This window comes from Pseudomonas sp. GW823-FHT02E01, assembly GCF_058797535.1.
Genome location: NZ_JBXAJS010000002.1, coordinates 496,674 through 516,763, shown reverse-complemented (window position 1 = coordinate 516,763; position 20,090 = coordinate 496,674). Strand labels below are relative to the sequence as shown.

Genomic DNA, 20,090 nt, shown 5'->3' with positions numbered 1-20,090 from the left:
GGCCGCCAGTAAAACGGATCAGTATCCTAGCACCCTCTCGCCCGCTGACGCTAAGAACAAGCGGGCAGCCCCAAAGGTTTGAAAACGAATGAATGCTCTTGCCCGCCGCGCCGCAGGCCTGCTGCTCAGCACAGTTTGCCTGCCCCTTTCGGCCCTGGCTGCCGACCCGCAACCCACCCACGAATTCACCCTCGACAATGGCTTGAAGGTGGTCGTGCGCGAAGACCACCGTGCGCCCGTGGTAGTTTCCCAGGTCTGGTACAAGGTCGGCTCCAGCTACGAGACACCGGGTAATACTGGCCTGTCCCACGCCCTGGAACACATGATGTTCAAGGGCAGCGAGAAAGTCGGCCCCGGCGAAGCCTCGCTGATCCTGCGCGACCTCGGCGCCGAAGAGAACGCATTCACCAGCGATGATTTCACCGCCTATTACCAGGTGCTGGCCCGGGATCGCTTGGGCGTGGCCTTCGAACTGGAAGCCGACCGCATGGCCAGCCTGCGCCTGCCACCCGACGAGTTCGCCAAGGAAATCGAGGTTATCAAGGAAGAGCGTCGCCTGCGTACCGACGACAAGCCGATGGCCAAGGCCTACGAGCGTTTCAAGGCCATGGCTTACCCGGCAAGCGGCTATCACACGCCGACCATCGGCTGGATGGCCGACCTTGAGCGGATGAAAGTCGAAGAGCTGCGCCACTGGTACGAAACCTGGTACGTGCCCAACAACGCCACGCTGGTGGTGGTTGGCGATGTCACCCCGGACGAAGTCAAAACCCTGGCCCAACGCTATTTCGGCCCGATCGCCAAGCGTGAAGTGCCCGCCGCGAAAAAACCGCTGGAACTGGCCGAACCGGGCGAGCGCCAGATCACCCTGCACGTGCAGACCCAACTGCCTAGCCTGATGCTGGCCTTCAACGTGCCGAGCATCGCCACAGCCGAAGACAAGCGCCTGGTCAATGCCCTGCGCCTGATCTCGGCACTGCTCGACGGCGGCTATAGCGGACGTATCCCGACGCAACTGGAGCGCGGAGAAGAACTGGTGTCCGGTGGCTCGTCGAGTTACGACGCCTATACCCGTGGCGACAGTCTCTTCACCCTGTCGGCATCGCCAAACTCGCAGAAACATAAGACCATCGCCCAGGCGCAAGCCGGTTTGTGGAAGCTGCTCGACCAGCTGAAAACCACGGCGCCAACCGCTGAAGAGCTGGAGCGCGTACGCGCACAAGTCATCGCCGGCCTGGTCTTCGAGCGCGACTCGATCACAAGTCAGGCCACCGCCATCGGCCAACTGGAAACAGTCGGCCTGTCATGGAAACTGATGGACACCGAACTGGCCGATCTGGAAAGCGTCACGCCGGAAGATATCCAGAAAGCCGCCAAGCTGTATTTCACTCGCGAACGTCTCAGCGTCGCCCATGTACTGCCTCTGGAGACGACTCATGAGTGAGCGTAAACCCTCCCGCCTGGCCCTGATCGGCCTGATCGCCGTCACCGTTATCGGTTCTGCAGCGTTCTATTTGTCGCGCTCTGTCGAAACCAATGCCAGCGAAGCCCTCGACAAGGCCAAGGCCAGTCAGAAACTGCAGTCGCTGACCGAACTCAACGGCAAGGCACCGAACCACCGCAAGCTGGACGTGCAGACCTGGAACACCGCCGAAGGCACCAAGGTGCTGTTTGTCGAAGCCCATGAGCTGCCGATGTTCGACATGCGCCTGATCTTCGCTGCCGGTAGCAGCCAGGACGGCGATGCACCGGGCGTGGCGGTGTTGACAAACGCCATGCTCAATGAAGGCGTGGCCGGCAAAGACGTCGGTGCCATAGCCCAGGGCTTCGAAGGCCTGGGCGCCGATTTCGGCAACGGCGCGTTCAAGGACATGGCAATCGCTTCGCTGCGTAGCCTGAGTGCCAAGGACAAGCGCGAGCCGGCCCTGAAGCTGTTCGCCGAAGTCATCGGCAAGCCGACTTTCCCTGCCGATTCGCTGGCCCGCATCAAGAACCAGATGCTTGCCGGTTTCGAATACCAGAAACAGAACCCCGGCAAACTGGCGAGCCTGGAGCTGATGAACCGCTTGTACGGTGATCACCCGTATGCACACGCCAGCGACGGCACGGCGAAAACCGTACCGGAGATTACCCAGGCCCAGCTGCGTGCTTTCCACGAGAAAGCCTACGCAGCCGGTAACGTGGTGATCGCACTGGTCGGCGACCTGTCCCGCACGGAAGCCGAAGCGATTGCCGCCCAGGTTTCCGGCGCCCTGCCCAAAGGCCCGGCCTTGCCGAAAATTGCGCAACCCGCTGAGCCCAAGGCCAGCGTCGGCCATATCGAGTTCCCGTCCAAGCAGACCAACCTGATGCTCGCGCAATTGGGCATCGATCGCGATGACCCGGACTATGCGGCATTGTCCATGGGTAACCAGATTCTCGGTGGCGGCGGCTTCGGCACCCGCTTGATGAGCGAAGTGCGCGAGAAGCGTGGCCTGACTTACGGCGTGTATTCGGGCTTTACGCCGATGCAGGCGCGTGGCCCGTTCATGATCAACCTGCAAACCCGCGCCGAGATGAGCGAGGGCACCCTGAAACTGGTGCAGGATGTGCTGGCCGACTACCTTAAAACCGGTCCGACCGAAAAAGAGCTCGACGACGCCAAGCGCGAACTGGCCGGCAGCTTCCCGCTGTCCACCGCCAGCAACGCCGATATCGTCGGCCAACTGGGCGCCATCGGCTTTTACAACTTGCCGTTGAGTCACCTGGAGGACTTCATGCAACAGTCCCAGTCTCTGACCGTCGAGCAGGTCAAAGCCGCCATGAACAAACACCTGAGCACGAACAAGATGGTCATCGTCAGCGCTGGCCCGACCGTGCCGCAAAAGCCGTTACCGGCCCCTACTGATAAACCTTCCGAGCAGCCGCTCGGGGTTCCGGAGCATTAATGGCTACTCATTCGAAAAAACCTGCCCGCAACGTCCACAACGGCGTGAACCAGCTGCGCATCATCGGCGGCGAATGGCGCAGCCGGAAGCTGAGCTTCCCCGACGCCCCGGGCCTGCGTCCGACACCGGACCGCGTGCGTGAAACCCTGTTCAACTGGCTCGCGCCTTACGTGCCGGGCGCCAAGGTGCTCGACCCGTTCACCGGCAGCGGCGCGCTGTTCCTCGAAGCCCTGTCCCGTGGCGCGGCCATGGGCCAGGCGCTGGACGCCAGCAGCATCGCGGTGTCCAGCCTGAAGGAACACCTGGGCACATTGCGCTGCACCAACGGCCAGGTCCAGACCGCCGACGCCCTGCGCTACCTGGAAACCCAGACCGCAACGGCCTACGACCTGGTGTTCCTCGATCCACCGTTCAACCAGAACCTGCTGCCCGCCGTTTGCAAGTTGCTCGAAGAGCGCCAATGGCTGGCCGAAGACGCCTGGGTGTACACCGAAAGCGAGTCGGCGCCGTCGACCCTGGGCCTGCCGCAGAACTGGCGCCTGCACCGGGAGCAGAAATCCGGGCGCGTCTACTACTCGTTGTGGCAACGTATGGCAGAGATCGTCGGTTAACCGACCGACCTGAAAAAGGTGCGTACCCGCTACGCACCGCTGCATCGAGAATGATCGTGTCTCATCCGCCAGAACGCTTCACCCCCGCCTTCGGCCTCGGCAATCCGCACTTGCAAACCTTGTGGGGGCCGCTGTGGCGTAAAACCGTGCACATCGGTCGCGAACGCGAGCGTCTTTGGCTTGAAGACGGCGATTTTCTCGATCTCGACTGGCACGGCCCGCACAGCGCCGACGCACCGTTGGTGCTGGTATTGCACGGGCTCACCGGGTCCTCGAATTCGCCTTATGTCGCCGGCATGCAAAAAGCCCTGGGCGACCGAGGCTGGGCGAGCGTCGCACTGAACTGGCGCGGCTGTTCGGGCGAACCCAACCTGTTGCCGCGCAGCTACCATTCCGGCGCCAGCGAAGACCTGGCCGAAACCATCAGGCACTTGCGGGCCAAACGGCCTCTCGCGCCACTGTATGCGGTGGGTTACTCCCTGGGCGGTAATGTCCTGCTCAAGCATTTGGGCGAAACCGGCAGCGACAGCGGCGTGACGGGCGCCGTGGCGGTGTCGGTGCCGTTCCGCCTGGACCAGTGCGCCGACCGTATCGGGCAAGGCTTCTCCAAGGTTTACCAGGCGCATTTCATGCGCGAGATGGTCGCCTACATCAAGAACAAGCAGCGACAATTCCAGCATGACGGACGCGAGGAGGGCCTGGCAGCCCTGGCGGCCCTCGGATCCCTGGAAAACATGCGCACGTTCTGGGATTTCGACGGACGCGTCACTGCACCACTGCACGGTTTCGCCGATGCCGAGGATTACTATCGCCGCGCCTCCAGCCGCTATTTCCTTGGCGAAATTCGTACGCCGACCTTGATGATTCAGGCCGCCGACGACCCCTTCGTGTTTCCCCACAGCCTGCCGCAGGTCGATGAGTTGTCCGCTTGCACGCAATTCGAACTGCAAGCCAATGGCGGGCATGTCGGCTTCGTCGACGGTACGCTCAGGCAACCGGGTTACTACCTGGAGCGACGTATCCCCGAGTGGCTGGCCGCCATAGGGCGCTCTTGAATCATGGACGCTGACCAAGGCGAATCAATCCACTTCTGGCAAACCCCGCCACTGGCCGGGGTCGAGTTATTGTCCGCCCGCTACATCGACCATCGTTTCGCCCCACATGTGCATGACGGCTATGTGATCGGCATGATCATGGCCGGCGCCCAGCGTTATCGCTATCGCGGCGCCGAACACCTGGCGGGCAGCGGCACGCTGGTGCTGATCAACCCTGATGAACTGCACACCGGTCACAAAGGCACCGAGGATGGCTGGCTTTACCGGGCGTTCTATCCGGACAGCGGGCAGATGACCTCGCTGCTGGCCGAACTCGAACTGCCAACCCACCACTTGCCGGCCTTCGGTGCCACGCTGTATCGCGACCAGGATCTGGTGAACGGCTTCTGCCAACTTCACCGCTTGCTGGAAAGCCCCGCCAGCGCATTGCAGCAACAAACGGTCTGGCGTGAACTGGTGCTGTCGCTGTTGCAGCGTCATGCGGCGGTGCCTGATGCCGGAAAACCCGGCAAGGAACACCGGGCCGTGAGCCTGGCCAAGGAATTGCTGCACTCGCAATTGGCAGCACCGCCCTCACTGGAAGCGCTGGCGACGGCGGTCAATCTCTCGCCATTCCATTTTGCCCGGGTGTTCCGCCGGGCCACCGGTATGCCGCCGCACACCTGGCTGATGCAACAGCGCATCGCCCGGGCGCGGGCGTTGCTGCAAAGTGGTTGTCTGCCGCTGGAAGTCGCGATGCAACTGGGGTTTGCCGACCAGAGCCATCTGAGCCGGCAGTTCAAGCAGGTGTATGGGGTTGGACCGGGGGCGTATCGCAGTGCAAAGCGGGGACTTGAGGCTTGATGAGGTCTCACAAACCCCATCCATCCCCGTGGGAGCGAGCTTGCTCGCGATGGCGGCTTAACAATCAGCATCAATATTGAATGTTATGGCCCCATCGCGAGCAAGCTCGCTCCCACAAGGTTTCGTGGCGTTCATTCGCCGGTGGCAATGCCCCGCGCAGGCTCGTTGATCCACTCGCTCCACGACCCGGCATACAACGAACCCAACGGATAACCGGCCAGACACAACGCAAACAGGTTGTGGCACGCCGTCACGCCGGAACCGCAGTACGCCACCAGATCATTTGGCGAACGATCGCCCAGTTTCGCGGCAAAACGCTGCTTGAGCTGATCGGCCGGCAGGAAGCGCCCGTCGCTGCCCAGGTTCTCGGTAAACGCAGCACACTGGGCGCCGGGGATGTGCCCGGCTATCGGATCGATCGGCTCCACCTCACCCTTGAACCGCGGCAGTGCGCGGGCATCGAGCAGGGTCAGTTCCGGCCGTGCAAGGCGCTTTTGCAGCTGCTCGGCACTGATCAGTAACGCCGTATCAGGACTGCCGGTGAAGGAGCCACAGGGCATCGCCGGCGCATCCAGGCTCAGCGGCAAACCGGCCGCGTGCCAGGCCTTCAGACCGCCATCAAGGATGAACACACCGTCGCGCTTGCCCAACCATGCCAGCAACCACCAGGCCCGCGCCGCATAGGCCCCCGGACCGTCGTCATACAGAACCACTTCGCTATCGGCATTGATGCCCCAGGCTTGCAGGCGTTCGATCAGTTGCGCCGGCTCGGGTAACGGATGACGCCCGGTCACGCCCTTGACCACGGCGCCACTCAGGTCACGCTCGAGGTCGGCATAGCTCGAACCGGCGATGTGCCCTTCGGCATAGCTGCGCTGACCGTAATCCGGGTCTTCGAGGGCAAAACGACAATCCAGAATCACCAGCCCCGGCTGGTCCTTTTTCAGGTCCAGTGCTTGCGGGCTGATCAGTTGCGCAATGGGCATAGCGGGCTCCTGTGATTAACTCGGCTTTGATCCTACTGTACTTCTTCCAGTGCCTGGGCCAGGGGCACGTAAAACTCTTCGAACAAGGCGCTGACCGCATCGCGGGCCTGGTCCGTAACGAACCCGGCCTCCAGCACCAGCACCTGATACACCCCGCGTTTAATGGCCTGCTCGCTCAAGTGGCTGGAGTTCTCCCGCGTGGTGCACAGGAAGCGCACCCAGGACGTGAGGATGATCCAGGCATTGAGCGTCAAGGATTCGATCTGCACCTTGTCCATCTTCAGGATGCCGGCGGCGACGAAACCTTCGTAGATCGCCCCCCCCTGTATCAGGCAGCGCTGGGAGAAACGTCGATAGCGGTCGGCCAGGTCCGGATCGCTGTCGAGCAAATGTTCGAGATCGCGATGCAGAAACCGGTAGCGCCACATCGCCGACAGCAGCTCCTTGAGGTAGAAGCGTTTGTCTTCCACCGTGGCGGCACGGCCCTGGGGCGGGCGCAGGAAGCTGTCCACCAGGCTTTCGTACTCGCTGAACAGCACCGCGATGATCGCCTGCTTGTTCGGGAAGTGGTAGTACAGGTTGCCCGGGGAAATTTCCATATGGGCAGCGATGTGGTTGGTGCTGATGCTGCGCTCGCCCTGCTGGTTGAACAGCTCCAGGCTGTTCTGCACGATGCGCTCGCTGGTTTTGATCCGTGGGGCCATGGCTTGAGCTTTAATTCAGAGTGCGTTGACGGGCATCTTAGATCTATCCGCGAGCGGATAAAACAAAGCTGTTCCAGGATGTCATTTGACTTTTTAGAGCATAGACTCTAAAAAGTGCTTCATTACAATAAATCCGGAGCCGACCATGACTGCTGAAATTTCCTACCTGCAGAACCTACAGCAGCCGCTGGAAGAGCTTCAGGCCCTGTTCGACGCCCAGCGTGCCGCGTACGCCGCCAACCCGATGCCACCGGCCGCGCAGCGCCAGCAATGGCTCAAGGCGCTAAAGGATTTGTTGAACAATGAACGCCAGGCCCTGATCGATGCGATCAGCCAGGACTTCAGCCATCGCAGCGCCGATGAAACCCTGCTCGCGGAACTGATGCCCAGCCTGCACGGCATCCATTACGCCAGCAAACACCTCAAGGGCTGGATGCGAGCCTCGCGACGCAAGGTGGGCGCCGCTTTCCAGCCGGCTTCGGCCAAAGTGGTTTACCAACCGCTGGGCGTGGTCGGGGTCATCGTGCCGTGGAACTACCCGCTGTATCTGGCCATCGGTCCGTTGGTCGGCGCGCTGTCGGCGGGCAATCGGGTGATGCTCAAGCTCAGTGAGTCGACCCCCGCGACCGGCCTGCTGATGAAGCAACTGCTGGCGCGAATCTTCCCCGAAGACCTGGTTTGCGTGGTCCTGGGCGAGGCTGATATGGGCGTGGCGTTTTCACGCCTGCCGTTCGATCACCTGCTGTTCACTGGCGCCACCAGCATCGGCAAACACGTCATGCGCGCCGCCGCGGAAAACCTGACCCCGGTGACCCTGGAACTGGGCGGCAAATCCCCGGCCATCGTTTCCCGGGATGTGCCGCTCAAGGACGCCGCCGAGCGCATCGCCTTCGGCAAGACCCTGAATGCCGGCCAGACCTGCGTGGCCCCGGACTACGTGCTGGTGCCGGAGAATCGCGTCGGAGGTTTCGTCGAGGCCTATCGCACAGCCGTCCGTGGGTTTTATCCGACGCTGGCCGACAACCCGGACTACACCGCGATCATCAATGAGCGACAACTGGCGCGTCTCAACGGTTACGTCAGTGACGCCACCAGCAAGGGTGCGCTGCTGATGCCGCTGTTCGACCAGGGCCAGGGCCGCCGCATGAGCCATAGCCTGCTGCTCAATGTCACGGACGAGATGACGGTGATGCAGGACGAAATCTTCGGGCCGCTGCTGCCTATCGTGCCGTACAAGGATCTGGAGCAGGCATTTGCCTACATCAACCAGCGCCCTCGCCCACTGGCGCTGTATTACTTCGGCTATGACAAGCGCGAACAACAGCGCGTGCTGCACGAAACCCATTCCGGCGGCGTGTGCCTGAACGACACCCTGCTGCACGTCGCCCAGGACGACATGCCGTTTGGTGGCATTGGTGCCTCGGGCATGGGCCACTATCACGGACATGAAGGGTTCCTGACCTTCAGCAAAGCCAAGGGCGTGTTGATCAAACAACGGTTCAACGCCGCGAAGTTGATCTATCCGCCGTACGGCAAGTCGATTCAGAAGCTGATCCAGAAGCTGTTCATCCGCTAACGATAATCACCGTCGGGTAATAACAATAATGACCCCCAGCCTGTCCGATACACCCGCGCTGTCACGGCGCGGGTTGCTTAAATTCAGCCTCGGCGCCACAGCTTTCCTCGCCACCGCCGGACTCGGAGCCAGCCTCAGCGGCTGTTCGTCGAGCGTCCCGGCCAATGGCTTCGTCACGTTACGCAGCGGCGACCTGCTGTTTTTGCGGGCGTTGATCCCGGTCATGCTCGAAGGTGCCGTGACCGCAGAACGGATGCCCGAGGCTGTCGGTGGCACGCTGAAAAGCCTGGATTACAGCCTGGCCCACCTGTCGCCGGAAATGCTCAAGCTGACTCAACAACTGTTCGATGTGCTGGGAATGGCCGTGACCCGCGGACCGCTGACCGGGATCTGGGGCAGCTGGGAAAACGCCAGTGCCAACGACATCCGAGCTTTTCTCGATCGCTGGGAAAACAGCTCGTTGAGCCTGTTGCGCATGGGCCACAGCTCCTTGCTGCAACTGGTGATGATGGCCTGGTACGGCCGCAAGGAATCGTGGGCGCATTGCGGGTATCCCGGGCCGCCAACCGTCTGAAAGCTCGCGATAGCGTCAGCCGCTTCACCGCCTACTCCAACAATAAAAAGAGAATCCGAAAATGCCCGTACCCGATCCGTTCCGCGAAGGCATGGCCCGAGGCTGGAAAACCTACAACGGCTCGCAACTGACCCAGGACCTTACACTCGAAGCGGACGTGGCGATCATCGGCAGCGGTGCCGGCGGCGGCACCACCGCCGAAATCCTCAGCGCAGCCGGCTACAAGGTACTGCTGATCGAGGAAGGCCCCCTCAAGACCAGCAGCGACTTCAAGCTGCTCGAAGACGAGGCCTACGCCAACCTTTATCAGGAAGGCATTGGCCGCATGAGCAAGGACGGCGCGATCACCATCCTCCAGGGCCGGGCGGTGGGCGGTACCACGCTGATCAACTGGACCTCAAGTTTCCGCACCCCGGAGCCGACCCTGGAACACTGGGCCAAAGAGCACAACGTCAAGGGCCACAGCCCGGCGGAAATGGCGCCGTGGTTCGAGAAAATGGAGCAACGCCTGGGCGTCGCGCCGTGGATGGTGCCGCCCAACGCCAACAACGATGTGATCCGCAAGGGCTGCGAAGCACTGAATTACTCATGGCACGTCATCCCGCGCAACGTTCGCGGCTGCTGGAACCTCGGATACTGCGGCATGGGCTGCCCGACCAACGCCAAGCAATCGATGATGGTCACCACCATTCCGGCGACACTGGAAAAAGGCGGCGAGCTGCTTTACCTGGCCCGCGCCGAAAAACTCACGATCAGTGGCGACAAGGTCACCGGCCTGCAATGTTCGGCGATGGATGAACGCTGCGTCGCACCGACCGGACGCACCATCACGGTCAAGGCGCGGCATTTCGTGCTGGCCGGTGGCGGCATCAACAGCCCGGCCTTGCTGATGCGTTCCGGGGCACCCGACCCGCACAAGCGCCTGGGCAAACGCACATTCCTGCACCCGGTAAACATGTCCGCCGCGTTGTTCGACGAAGTGGTCAACCCCTTCTACGGCGCGCCGCAGTCGATCTATTCCGACCATTTCCAATGGCAGGACGGCACCACGGGCAAAATGTCCTACAAACTGGAAGTCCCGCCTCTGCACCCGGCGCTGGCCACGACATTGCTCGGTGGTTTCGGTCAGGAAAACTCGCAACACATGGCCAATCTGGCCCATACCCACGCCATGCTGGCGTTGCTGCGGGACGGTTTTCACCCGGACAGCCCCGGTGGCAGCGTCGAATTGCGCAGCGATGACACGCCGGTGCTGGACTATCAGCTATCACCCTACGCCTGGGATGGATTGCGCCGGGCGTTCCATACCATGGCCGAGATACAGTTTGCCGGTGGCGCCAAGGCCGTGATGCCGATGCACGCCGACGCCCGCTACGTGAAGACCCTCGCCGAAGCGCGCACGCTGATCGACGGCCTGAGCCTGGAGTTGTATCGCACACGCCTGGGCAGTGCCCATGTGATGGGCGGTTGCGCCATGGGTGAAGACCCGACAATCGCAGTGACCGACAGCCTCGGCCGGCATCATCAACTGGGCAATCTGTCGATCCACGACGGCTCGCTGTTCCCCACCAGCATTGGCGCCAATCCGCAGCTGTCGGTCTACGGACTGACGGCGCAACTGGCGACATCCCTGGCCGAGCGTTTAAAAAACCCATGAAAATGACGATAATTCCCATCGTCTATAGTGCTTTCTTACCCAACAGGCGACTTGGCCGACCGGGAAGGCTGCGATACCATCCGACTCCCCAACGGATTCCCGCCAGGACGACGCGATGAACCGAGTGTTGTACCCAGGTACCTTCGACCCTATTACCAAGGGCCATGGCGATCTGGTCGAACGCGCCTCGCGCCTGTTCGATCACGTGATCATCGCCGTCGCCGCGAGCCCGAAGAAAAACCCGCTGTTTCCTCTGGAACAACGGGTAGAACTGGCGCGCGAGGTGACTAAACATCTGCCGAACGTTGAAGTCGTCGGCTTCTCGACGCTGCTGGCGCACTTTGCCAAAGAGAAGAATGCCAACGTGTTCCTGCGTGGTTTGCGCGCGGTGTCGGACTTCGAATACGAATTCCAGCTGGCCAACATGAACCGCCAGTTGGCGCCGGACGTGGAAAGCCTGTTCCTGACCCCGTCCGAGCGTTATTCGTTCATTTCCTCGACGCTGGTCCGTGAAATCGCAGCCCTGGGCGGCGATATCACCAAGTTCGTTCACCCTGTGGTGGCGGACGCACTGACCGAACGCTTCAAGAAGTAAACTGTAGGAGCGAGCCTGCTCGCGATGGACGTCAACGATAACGCGGGAAACCTGACACCCCGCGGCGTTCTCAGGTTTTTCGCGAGCAAGCTCGCTCCCACAGCGCCAATGCGGCACAATTAGACGCATTGGTTTATTGCGCCCGGGCCTGCCGCCCCGGCTGGAGTTAGCATGTCCCTGATCATCACCGACGATTGCATCAACTGCGACGTCTGCGAACCCGAGTGCCCGAACGCCGCCATTTCCCAAGGCGAAGAGATCTACGTGATCGACCCGAACCTGTGCACCCAGTGTGTCGGCCACTACGACGAACCGCAGTGCCAGCAAGTCTGCCCGGTGGATTGCATTCCACTGGACGAAGCTCATCCGGAGACTGAAGAACAGTTGATGGAGAAGTACCGGAAAATTACCGGCAAGGCTTGAATGATGCAGTGCTCTTTCGGGCCTCATCGCGAGCAAGCTCGCTCCCACACTGGAATTGCATCGTTCACAAAACCCCTGTGGGAGCGAGCTTGCTCGCGATGACGTCATCAGCCTCACTGAAAATCTGACTGACTGTCAGCTCTGACAACGCGGGCAAAAAACGCTGGCACGCTGCCCGAGTTTCACTTCCCGAAGGCCCGTGCCACAGACCTTGCAGTGCTCACCACCACGGCCGTACACGAACAGTTCCTGCTGGAAATAACCAGGCTGACCGTCGCCACCGATAAAGTCCCGCAGCGTGGTACCGCCGCGCTCGATAGCGGCCGCCAGGATGCGCTTGATCTCGATAGCCAGCTTCAAGTAACGCGCACGGGAAATGCTCTTGGCTTCGCGGCGCGGGTCGATCCCGGCAGCGAACAACGCTTCGGTCGCGTAGATATTGCCGACGCCCACCACTACCGCGTTATCCATGATGAACGGCTTGACCGCCATCGAACGCCCACGGGACAGCTGGAACAGGCGCTCGCCGTCGAACAGGTCGGTCAGTGGTTCCGGCCCCAGGCGGATCAGCAATTCGTGATTGAGCGGGTCGAGGCTCCAGAGCATTGCGCCGAAACGCCGTGGGTCGGTGTAACGCAAGGCCAGGCCCGACTCCAGTTCGATGTCCACATGCTCATGCTTGGCCGCCGGCAGCCCGGCCTCCACCAGACGCAAATTGCCTGACATGCCCAAATGGCTGATCAAGGTGCCGACTTCGGCATTGATCAGCAGGTATTTGGCGCGCCGCTCCACCAGTACGATGCGCTGCCCGGACAACCGCACATCAAGGTCCTCGGGAATTGGCCAGCGCAAGCGGCGCTCACGCACAATCACCCGGCTGACCCGCTGGCCTTCCAGGAACGGCGCGATACCGCGACGGGTGGTTTCGACTTCTGGCAATTCAGGCATGGTGCTCTCGGATCAGGCGCATGGCCTGGAAGGTTCCGACACTCAGCGATGAGTGCCGAGGTCGCGGATCGTCTGTTTGAGGGTCTCGAAGTCGTAGTCCGAGAGGCCGACATAATCGAGCACCAGCGGCGCGATGCTGTTCCACTCGTGATCTTCGGCCTGATTGCCCAGCACCCGGTACGACGCGCAAATATGCTCGGCCATCTTCAGGATCGCCAGCAGGTTCTTCAACGAACTGTTGCGCGAAGATTCATCACTGAATATCGCCAGGGCATTGTGGTGATTGGCGATCGCAGCACTCACATGTTCCGGCAGACGCCAGGACTTGGCCGTGTAATACCCGACCACCGAGTGATTGGTATTGAACACCTGGTTCTCCGTGTCGACCACCCGGCATTCGGCGCTGGCGTTGGCATAGGCCTGCTCCAGTACACCCATGTAGTCGGGGAAACGCTGGAGCATCAAGGGAACGCCGCAGTCATGGAACAAGCCCAGGGCATACGCTTCGTCGCCATTTTCAACGCCGATGCGCTTGGCCAGGGTCAGACAGGTCATTGCCACGTCCTGAGCGGTGTCCCAGAAACGGTTCAGGGTGACGATGGTGTCGTCATTCATCTCGCCCTTGATCGACTGTGCATTGATCAGGTTGATGACCGAGCGGCTGCCCAGCAGATTCACCGCGCGCTGGATCGAGGCAATCTTGTTGCTCAGGCCGTAATACGGCGAATTGACGATTTTCAGCAAGGAACCGGAAAGGCCCGGATCCTGGGAGATCAGCTTGGCGATGACTTCCAGATCCGGGTCGGGCATGTACTGCTCCATCTGCAAATCCACCATGATTTGCGGCTGGGCCGGTACGCTGATGCCCTGCAGGGCTTGTTGGATCTGTTCGGAAGTCAGCTCTTGGGACATGTGTGCACACTCTGGGTCAGACGGCGATTCTAACCTTTATGAAGTTGGATCCGACATACCAAATCGCAAGACAACCCTCGCCACATGTCCACTTGCAGGCCAATCCGGGGCCTCAACACGCTATACTCCCGCTCTTTTTTCCGGAGCGACGACATGTCCCTGCCTAGCCTGCGCCTCAAAGCCAACGCCGACCGTCGTCTGCGCAACGGTCACTTGTGGGTCTACAGCAACGAAATCGATGTAGCCGCTACGCCTTTGCACGGTTTCAAGGCCGGCGACCAGGCGATCCTCGAAGCCGCCGGCGGCAAGCCGCTGGGCATCGTCGCCATGAGCCCGAACAACCTGATCTGCGCCCGCCTGCTGTCGCGCGACATCAAGCTGCCGCTGGACAAATCGCTGCTGGTGCACCGCCTGAACGTGGCCCTGTCCCTGCGCGAGCGCCTGTTCGACAAGCCGTTCTATCGCCTGGTCTACGGCGACTCCGACCTGTTGCCAGGCCTGGTGGTCGACCGTTTCGGCGACATCCTGGTGGTGCAGATCGCCTCAGCGACCATGGAAGCCCATAAAGACGACGTGATCGCGGCGCTGACCCAAGTGCTCAAGCCAAGCGGCATTCTGTTCAAGAACGACTCCGCTGCCCGTGATGCCGAAGGCCTCAACCGCTACGTCGAAACCGTGTTCGGCCTGGTGCCGGAGTGGGTTGCCCTTGAAGAGAACGGCGTGAAGTTCGAAGCCCCGGTCATCCAGGGTCAAAAAACCGGCTGGTTCTACGACCACCGCATGAACCGCGCACGCCTGGCGCCTTATGCCAAGGGCAAGCGCGTACTGGACCTCTACAGCTACATCGGTGGCTGGGGCGTGCAGGCTGCCGCATTCGGCGCCAGTGAAGTGTTCTGCGTCGACGCATCGGCCTTCGCCCTCGACGGCGTCGAGCGCAACGCCGCGCTGAACGGTTTCGCCGAGAAAATGACCTGCATCGAAGGCGACGTGTTCGAAGCCCTCAAAGAGCTGAAAGCCAGCGAAGAACGCTTCGACGTGATCGTGGCCGACCCGCCGGCGTTCATCAAACGCAAGAAAGACATGAAGAACGGCGAAGGCGCCTACCGCCGCCTGAACGAGCAAGCCATGCGCCTGCTGACCAAGGACGGCATCCTGGTCAGCGCATCCTGCTCGATGCACCTGCCGGAAGACGACCTGCAGAACATCCTGCTGACCAGCGCCCGTCACCTGGATCGCAATATCCAGATGCTGGAACGCGGCGGCCAGGGTCCGGATCATCCGGTGCATCCGGCCATCCCGGAAACCCGCTACATCAAGAGCATTACCTGCCGGTTGTTGCCAAACAGCTAACAACCCAGACCACTGTAGGAGCGAGCTTGCTCGCGATGGTCGTCAACGATAACGCGGGGAACCTGATGCCCCGCGGCGTTCTCAGGTTCATCGCGAGCAAGCTCGCTCCTACGGGGTTATTTCCTTCGGGATAATCCCGCATCAAAACGGGAAACTCCCTACAACGCTTTTGATTGTATTCCCTGCGTCCCAGACTAGTATCGGTTTCTGGTTTCAAGCATGACCGCTTGATCACTCCGGAAAACAAAAACAATGTCTGAGTCCTCTTACCCAGCTCTAAGTGGCGACCTGAAACGCCAACGGGCCTCCCGCTTTATCCTCATTACCAATATTTCGTTAATCAGTTTTTTCCCGCTGAATATCCTCCTGCCTTCTTTTCCTGCCTTGGCCGAGGAATTCAACACTTCAACCGCAGAAATCGCCCTATCCACCAGCCTGTTCACGCTGGTTTTTGCAATTTCTCAATTAATAACCGGCCCGCTCTCAGATAAGTGGGGGCGTAAGGAAGTTCTTCTTGGTTGCATCGTTGTTTCTACGCTCGGCTCGATAGGGTGCGTGCTGGCTACGGACTATCCGGGCTTCCTGCTATTTCGCGCCATCCAGGCAATCGGGTGTGGTTTCTTTGTGCTGGGTCATGCACTGGTGGAAGACTTGTTCGAAGAACAGGATCGGGCCCGAGTGCGAATTTACTACATGACACTGAGCGGCTCCTTTGTTGCACTGTCGCCGCTATTGGGATCATGGTTGCAAACCACGTTCGATTGGCAGGGAAGCTTTTATGGTTTTGCACTCATGGCGCTCGGCATGTTCATCCATGCCCAAGTAATACTGCCCTCCAAAGCAGTCAGCCATCAAAGAACATCCGTTTCCGTGCTACGCACGCTGAAATCCATTGCTGGAAATCGAGACTTCATTCGCTACTGGTGGATTGCCGCATTAGTGTTTGCTTGTTATTTCGCGTTGATCAGCGTAACGCCGCTGATTTTCATGGATGAGTTCAAGTTATCCGAATACCAGTACGCGCTGGTGCTTATGGTGTATGGGTTGGCCTATTTCCTTGGCGGGATAGTTGCCAGCGCCGTGCAGAAACATATCTCCCTCACGCTGCAAATCAACACCGGGCTTGGATTGCTGGGTGTCGCCGGTGTGTTGTTAGCATTGATCGTCCGTTATGAAGCGATGACAACTATCACCCTGCTTATACCGATGCTGATCAGTGCCCTGGCAGTCACCCTGGTGCGACCTGCCGCTATTTCCGCAGCGATGTTGCTGTTCTCAAACAGCGCTGGAACGGCAGCCTCTGCGGGCAATAGCATTATGTTCATCACCGCCGCGCTCAGCAGCGCTGCGCTCGCACAAACCGGGGACAATTTGCTGATGACCATCGCGGTTAGCTTCATCGCCTTCAGCCTTTTGGGGTTGCTGACGAATGCCAGGATAGGGCACTGACTGCAGGAGCAGCCTGTCGACGCTTGGTTGCTCGTGATGGTCGTCAACGATAACGCGGGATACCTGGCACCCCGTGGTGTTCTCGGGTTCATCGCGAGCGAGCTCGCTCCTACAGGGTGCACGACACATCCAGATCCACTGTCGAAGCGACAACCTCCCACCCCACGCCTACCGTTTCCCTTCTAACCACAGAAGAGGACAACGGAATGTCCAACACCCCGAAAGCCCATCGCTTACGCACAGGCCGCCGCTCGGAATCCGGTCGCATCTATCTCCTGACAGCAGTCACCCATGAACGGCAACCGATCTTCCAGAACTGGCGCATGGGTCGCTTGGTGGTGCACGAGTTCAGAAAGGCTCAGGAAACCGGCAATGCCACCTCTATAGCTTGGGTGGTCATGCCGGACCACTTTCACTGGCTAGTCGAGTTGCATAACGGTGATTTACCGAAACTGATGCAAGCCACCAAATCCCGCTCTGCACGACACATCAATCAGGAACGAAGCCTGTGTGCGCCTGTATGGCAAAAAGGCTACTTCGACCGGGCCCTGCGTCGCGAGGAAGACCTGAAATCAGCCGCCCGATACATCATCGCCAACCCTTTGCGGACCGGGCTCGTGACTCGGGTTGGAGACTACCCGCTGTGGGATGCCATGTGGCTCTGATGCACAACGCTAATCCCTGTAGGAGCGAGCTCGCTCGCGATGGTGGTCAACGATGACGCGGGAAGCCTGGCACCCCGCAGCGTTCTCGGGTTCGTCGCGAGCAAGCTCGCTCCTACAGGGGTGGTCGCCGAACGTCTTGTGAATGCTTGCAGCCATTCCCTCCAGCCGCCAGCCGTGTAGAATCGCGAACATTCATCGCCAGTCATCCCCGGCGGGTTTATGAGCTCAAGCTGAAGCGCGCGGCGATCCCGCAAAGTTATCGGCAACTTCCGGACACGCGGCCATTTCTGAGTGTTCCAGACGTCAATAGAAGCTCACTTCCCTTTTGATACCTGATTAGCCGCCCGGAGTGCTTCATGCCTGATTACCGCTCGAAAACATCCACCCACGGCCGCAACATGGCCGGCGCCCGCGCACTGTGGCGCGCCACGGGGATGAAAGATGACGACTTCAAGAAGCCGATCATCGCCATTGCCAACTCCTTCACCCAGTTCGTACCGGGCCACGTCCACCTCAAGGACCTGGGCCAACTGGTCGCCCGCGAGATCGAACGCGCTGGCGGTGTTGCAAAAGAATTCAACACCATCGCCGTGGACGACGGCATCGCCATGGGCCACGACGGCATGCTGTATTCGCTGCCGAGTCGCGAGATCATCGCCGACTCCGTCGAGTACATGGTCAACGCCCACTGCGCCGACGCCATCGTGTGCATCTCCAACTGCGACAAGATCACCCCTGGCATGCTGATGGCGTCACTGCGCCTGAACATCCCGGTGATCTTCGTCTCCGGCGGCCCGATGGAAGCCGGCAAGACCAAACTCGCTTCCCACGGCCTCGACCTGGTCGACGCCATGGTGATCGCCGCCGACTCCAGCGCTTCTGACGAGAAAGTCGCCGAGTACGAGCGCAGCGCCTGCCCGACTTGTGGTTCGTGCTCCGGCATGTTCACCGCCAACTCGATGAACTGCCTGGTCGAAGCGCTGGGTCTGGCATTGCCGGGCAACGGTTCGACCCTGGCCACCCACAGCGACCGCGAGCAACTGTTCCTGCAGGCCGGCCGCACCATCGTCGAGCTGTGCAAGCGTTACTACGGCGAGAACGACCAGTCGGTACTGCCGCGCAACATCGCCAACTTCCAGGCGTTCGAAAACGCCATGACCCTGGACATCGCCATGGGCGGTTCCACCAACACCATTCTGCACTTGCTGGCTGCCGCCCAGGAAGCCGAGATCGATTTCGACCTGCGCGACATCGACCGTCTTTCTCGCAACGTGCCACAACTGTGCAAGGTCGCGCCGAACATCCAGAAGTACCACATGGAAGACGTGCACCGTGCCGGCGGGATCTTCAGCATCCTCGGTTCGCTGGCCCGTGGTGGCTTGCTGCACACCCAGTTGCCGACCGTGCACAGCCGCAGCATGGAAGAAGCCATCGCCAAGTGGGACATCACCCAGACCACCGACGAAGCCGTGCACCACTTCTTCAAGGCCGGTCCTGCGGGCATCCCGACGCAAACCGCGTTCAGCCAGTCGACCCGTTGGGAAACCCTGGACGACGACCGTGAAAACGGCTGTATCCGCAGTGTCGAGCACGCTTACTCGCAAGAAGGCGGCCTGGCCGTGCTCTACGGCAACATCGCTCTGGATGGCTGCGTGGTGAAAACCGCTGGCGTCGACGAATCGATCCACGTGTTCGAAGGCAACGCGAAGATCTTCGAAAGCCAGGACAGCGCCGTACGCGGCATCCTCGCGGACGAAGTGAAGGAAGGCGACATCGTCATCATTCGCTACGAAGGCCCGAAAGGCGGCCCGGGCATGCAGGAAATGCTCTACCCGACTTCGTACCTGAAATCCAAAGGCCTGGGCAAAGCCTGCGCCCTGCTCACCGACGGCCGTTTCTCCGGCGGCACCTCGGGCCTGTCCATCGGCCACGCTTCGCCTGAAGCGGCTGCCGGCGGCGCGATTGGCCTGGTACAGGACGGCGACAAAGTGCTGATCGACATTCCGAACCGCTCGATCAACCTGTTGGTCAGCGACGAAGAACTGGCGGCACGCCGGGTCGAGCAGGACAAGAAAGGCTGGAAACCGGTGGAAGTGCGTCCACGTAAAGTGACCACCGCCCTGAAAGCCTACGCCCTGCTGGCAACCAGTGCCGACAAGGGTGCTGTGCGTAACAAGGCGATGCTTGACGGGCTGTAAGGCTTAAGCGTCGGACAAAAAATGCCCCGCCAAGTGCGGGGCATTTTTGTTTCTGCCGGTCACCTTTCACCTGTAGGAGCGAGCCTGCTCGCGATGGACTGGAGAACGCCGCTGGGTGTCAGGTTTCCAACGTTATCGTTAACGACCATCGCGAGCAAGCTCGCTCCTACAAGTTAATTTTGTGGATCGAGATTATCGAGAGCCTGATTCACCGCCAGCTCGCCCAGCATGATGACCTGCGCAATCCCCAGCATCGTGCTGCGTTGGGAGCCTTCCAGCAGGCCGGCGAAATCGTTGGCCATGACATTGGCCGAGGCGAGTGATTCGCAGGCGTGGGCCAACAGGGTTTCGGTGTCGAGGCCGGGCGCGATCAGGAATGTTCGGCTGGGTTTGCGCGGGGTGGCGTTGATGTGGGCGGAGAGGTTGTTTGATTCGGGAGGATCGGGGGTAATTTTCAGCATTGATAAAACTCCTTACACCATAAGACAAGGAGCCATCACCCTCGCTACCAAACGAAGGTGGCGGCCATGCGCAGGTTGGTAGACCGGGGTGTAAGGAAACCGGCGCGCCCGAAAGCGCCCTGTGCATGACCACCATAAAAAGCAGAGACGCAAGAA

General features: G+C 60.6%; 19 protein-coding genes. 14 read left to right on the top strand and 5 right to left on the bottom strand.

Translation table 11 applies throughout. The features are described from left to right. Positions 1-88: 88 nt before the first annotated feature. The 5 genes from AC1RDQ_RS06170 to AC1RDQ_RS06150 are packed head-to-tail and all read left to right on the top strand — an operon-like array spanning position 89 to position 5,436. On the top strand, positions 89-1,444 hold the full coding sequence (locus AC1RDQ_RS06170; protein ID WP_057712905.1) for a M16 family metallopeptidase: 1,356 nt from the start codon (positions 89-91) through the stop codon (positions 1,442-1,444). Further along, positions 1,437-2,927 (top strand): M16 family metallopeptidase, encoded by a 1,491-nt coding sequence (locus AC1RDQ_RS06165; RefSeq protein ID WP_489339395.1) that lies wholly within the window; start codon positions 1,437-1,439, stop codon positions 2,925-2,927. Before AC1RDQ_RS06170 ends, AC1RDQ_RS06165 begins: the two co-directional genes overlap by 8 nt. Further along, positions 2,927-3,538, top strand: coding sequence for a 16S rRNA (guanine(966)-N(2))-methyltransferase RsmD (gene rsmD, locus AC1RDQ_RS06160; RefSeq protein ID WP_057712903.1), 612 nt, complete (start codon positions 2,927-2,929; stop codon positions 3,536-3,538). The genes AC1RDQ_RS06165 and rsmD overlap by 1 nt, the downstream gene beginning before the upstream one ends. Before the next feature lie 56 nt (positions 3,539-3,594). Next, positions 3,595-4,593: a hydrolase gene (locus AC1RDQ_RS06155; protein WP_057716541.1), complete on the top strand. Its 999-nt coding sequence runs from the start codon at positions 3,595-3,597 to the stop codon at positions 4,591-4,593. A 3-nt stretch (positions 4,594-4,596) separates the two neighbouring features. Further along, positions 4,597-5,436, top strand: coding sequence for an AraC family transcriptional regulator (locus AC1RDQ_RS06150; RefSeq protein ID WP_057712902.1), 840 nt, complete (start codon positions 4,597-4,599; stop codon positions 5,434-5,436). Positions 5,437-5,567: 131 nt separating this feature from the next. Here AC1RDQ_RS06150 and AC1RDQ_RS06145 read toward each other — a convergent pair whose 3' ends face one another. Together AC1RDQ_RS06145 and AC1RDQ_RS06140 are read right to left on the bottom strand one after the other, a co-directional pair. Next, on the bottom strand, positions 5,568-6,422 hold the full coding sequence (locus tag AC1RDQ_RS06145; RefSeq protein ID WP_489339397.1) for a sulfurtransferase: 855 nt from the start codon (positions 6,420-6,422) through the stop codon (positions 5,568-5,570). Between the two features lie 32 nt (positions 6,423-6,454). Beyond that, positions 6,455-7,126, bottom strand: a complete 672-nt coding sequence (locus tag AC1RDQ_RS06140) for a TetR/AcrR family transcriptional regulator (RefSeq protein ID WP_057712900.1) — start codon at positions 7,124-7,126, stop codon at positions 6,455-6,457. A gap of 145 nt (positions 7,127-7,271) precedes the next feature. Between AC1RDQ_RS06140 and AC1RDQ_RS06135 the strand changes: the two genes are divergently transcribed. The 5 genes from AC1RDQ_RS06135 to AC1RDQ_RS06115 all read left to right on the top strand — a co-directional run bounded on the left by AC1RDQ_RS06135 (position 7,272) and on the right by AC1RDQ_RS06115 (position 11,951). Continuing rightward, a complete protein-coding gene (locus AC1RDQ_RS06135; protein ID WP_057712899.1) occupies positions 7,272-8,702 on the top strand; it encodes a coniferyl aldehyde dehydrogenase in 1,431 nt (476 codons plus the stop codon). 28 nt (positions 8,703-8,730) lie between these two features. Continuing rightward, positions 8,731-9,276, top strand: coding sequence for a twin-arginine translocation pathway signal protein (locus AC1RDQ_RS06130; RefSeq protein ID WP_090451964.1), 546 nt, complete (start codon positions 8,731-8,733; stop codon positions 9,274-9,276). A 61-nt stretch (positions 9,277-9,337) separates the two neighbouring features. Beyond that, the gene (locus AC1RDQ_RS06125; protein ID WP_150814812.1) at positions 9,338-10,933 is read left to right on the top strand and encodes a GMC family oxidoreductase; all 1,596 of its coding nucleotides are present in this window, start codon (positions 9,338-9,340) and stop codon (positions 10,931-10,933) included. A 115-nt stretch (positions 10,934-11,048) separates the two neighbouring features. After that, positions 11,049-11,528, top strand: coding sequence for a pantetheine-phosphate adenylyltransferase (coaD, locus tag AC1RDQ_RS06120; protein WP_046039203.1), 480 nt, complete (start codon positions 11,049-11,051; stop codon positions 11,526-11,528). A 171-nt stretch (positions 11,529-11,699) separates the two neighbouring features. Next, entirely contained in the window at positions 11,700-11,951 is a 252-nt protein-coding gene (locus AC1RDQ_RS06115) for a YfhL family 4Fe-4S dicluster ferredoxin (RefSeq protein WP_003195146.1), read from the top strand. A gap of 135 nt (positions 11,952-12,086) precedes the next feature. On the opposite strand, the gene mutM is transcribed toward AC1RDQ_RS06115, so the two are convergent. Continuing rightward, complete coding sequence (gene mutM / locus AC1RDQ_RS06110; RefSeq protein WP_057712896.1) at positions 12,087-12,899, bottom strand: bifunctional DNA-formamidopyrimidine glycosylase/DNA-(apurinic or apyrimidinic site) lyase; 813 nt, start codon at positions 12,897-12,899, stop codon at positions 12,087-12,089. 42 nt (positions 12,900-12,941) lie between these two features. After that, positions 12,942-13,811 carry an HDOD domain-containing protein gene (locus AC1RDQ_RS06105; protein WP_090451968.1) on the bottom strand — a complete coding sequence of 290 codons (870 nt, stop codon included), beginning with the start codon at positions 13,809-13,811 and terminating at the stop codon, positions 12,942-12,944. A gap of 153 nt (positions 13,812-13,964) precedes the next feature. Between AC1RDQ_RS06105 and AC1RDQ_RS06100 the strand changes: the two genes are divergently transcribed. From AC1RDQ_RS06100 to ilvD, 4 genes are all read left to right on the top strand, one after another. After that, positions 13,965-15,161, top strand: coding sequence for a class I SAM-dependent rRNA methyltransferase (locus AC1RDQ_RS06100; RefSeq protein ID WP_057712894.1), 1,197 nt, complete (start codon positions 13,965-13,967; stop codon positions 15,159-15,161). Positions 15,162-15,413: 252 nt separating this feature from the next. After that, positions 15,414-16,610, top strand: coding sequence for an MFS transporter (locus AC1RDQ_RS06095; protein ID WP_057712893.1), 1,197 nt, complete (start codon positions 15,414-15,416; stop codon positions 16,608-16,610). Between the two features lie 206 nt (positions 16,611-16,816). After that, positions 16,817-17,275, top strand: coding sequence for an REP-associated tyrosine transposase (locus AC1RDQ_RS06090; protein WP_492586725.1), 459 nt, complete (start codon positions 16,817-16,819; stop codon positions 17,273-17,275). A 356-nt stretch (positions 17,276-17,631) separates the two neighbouring features. Further along, positions 17,632-19,473, top strand: a complete 1,842-nt coding sequence (gene ilvD / locus AC1RDQ_RS06085; RefSeq protein ID WP_102670604.1) for a dihydroxy-acid dehydratase — start codon at positions 17,632-17,634, stop codon at positions 19,471-19,473. Positions 19,474-19,646: 173 nt separating this feature from the next. Here the strand turns inward: ilvD and AC1RDQ_RS06080 are convergent, their stop codons facing one another. Further along, positions 19,647-19,934 carry a DUF6124 family protein gene (locus tag AC1RDQ_RS06080; protein ID WP_218494687.1) on the bottom strand — a complete coding sequence of 96 codons (288 nt, stop codon included), beginning with the start codon at positions 19,932-19,934 and terminating at the stop codon, positions 19,647-19,649. Positions 19,935-20,090 lie beyond the last annotated feature (156 nt).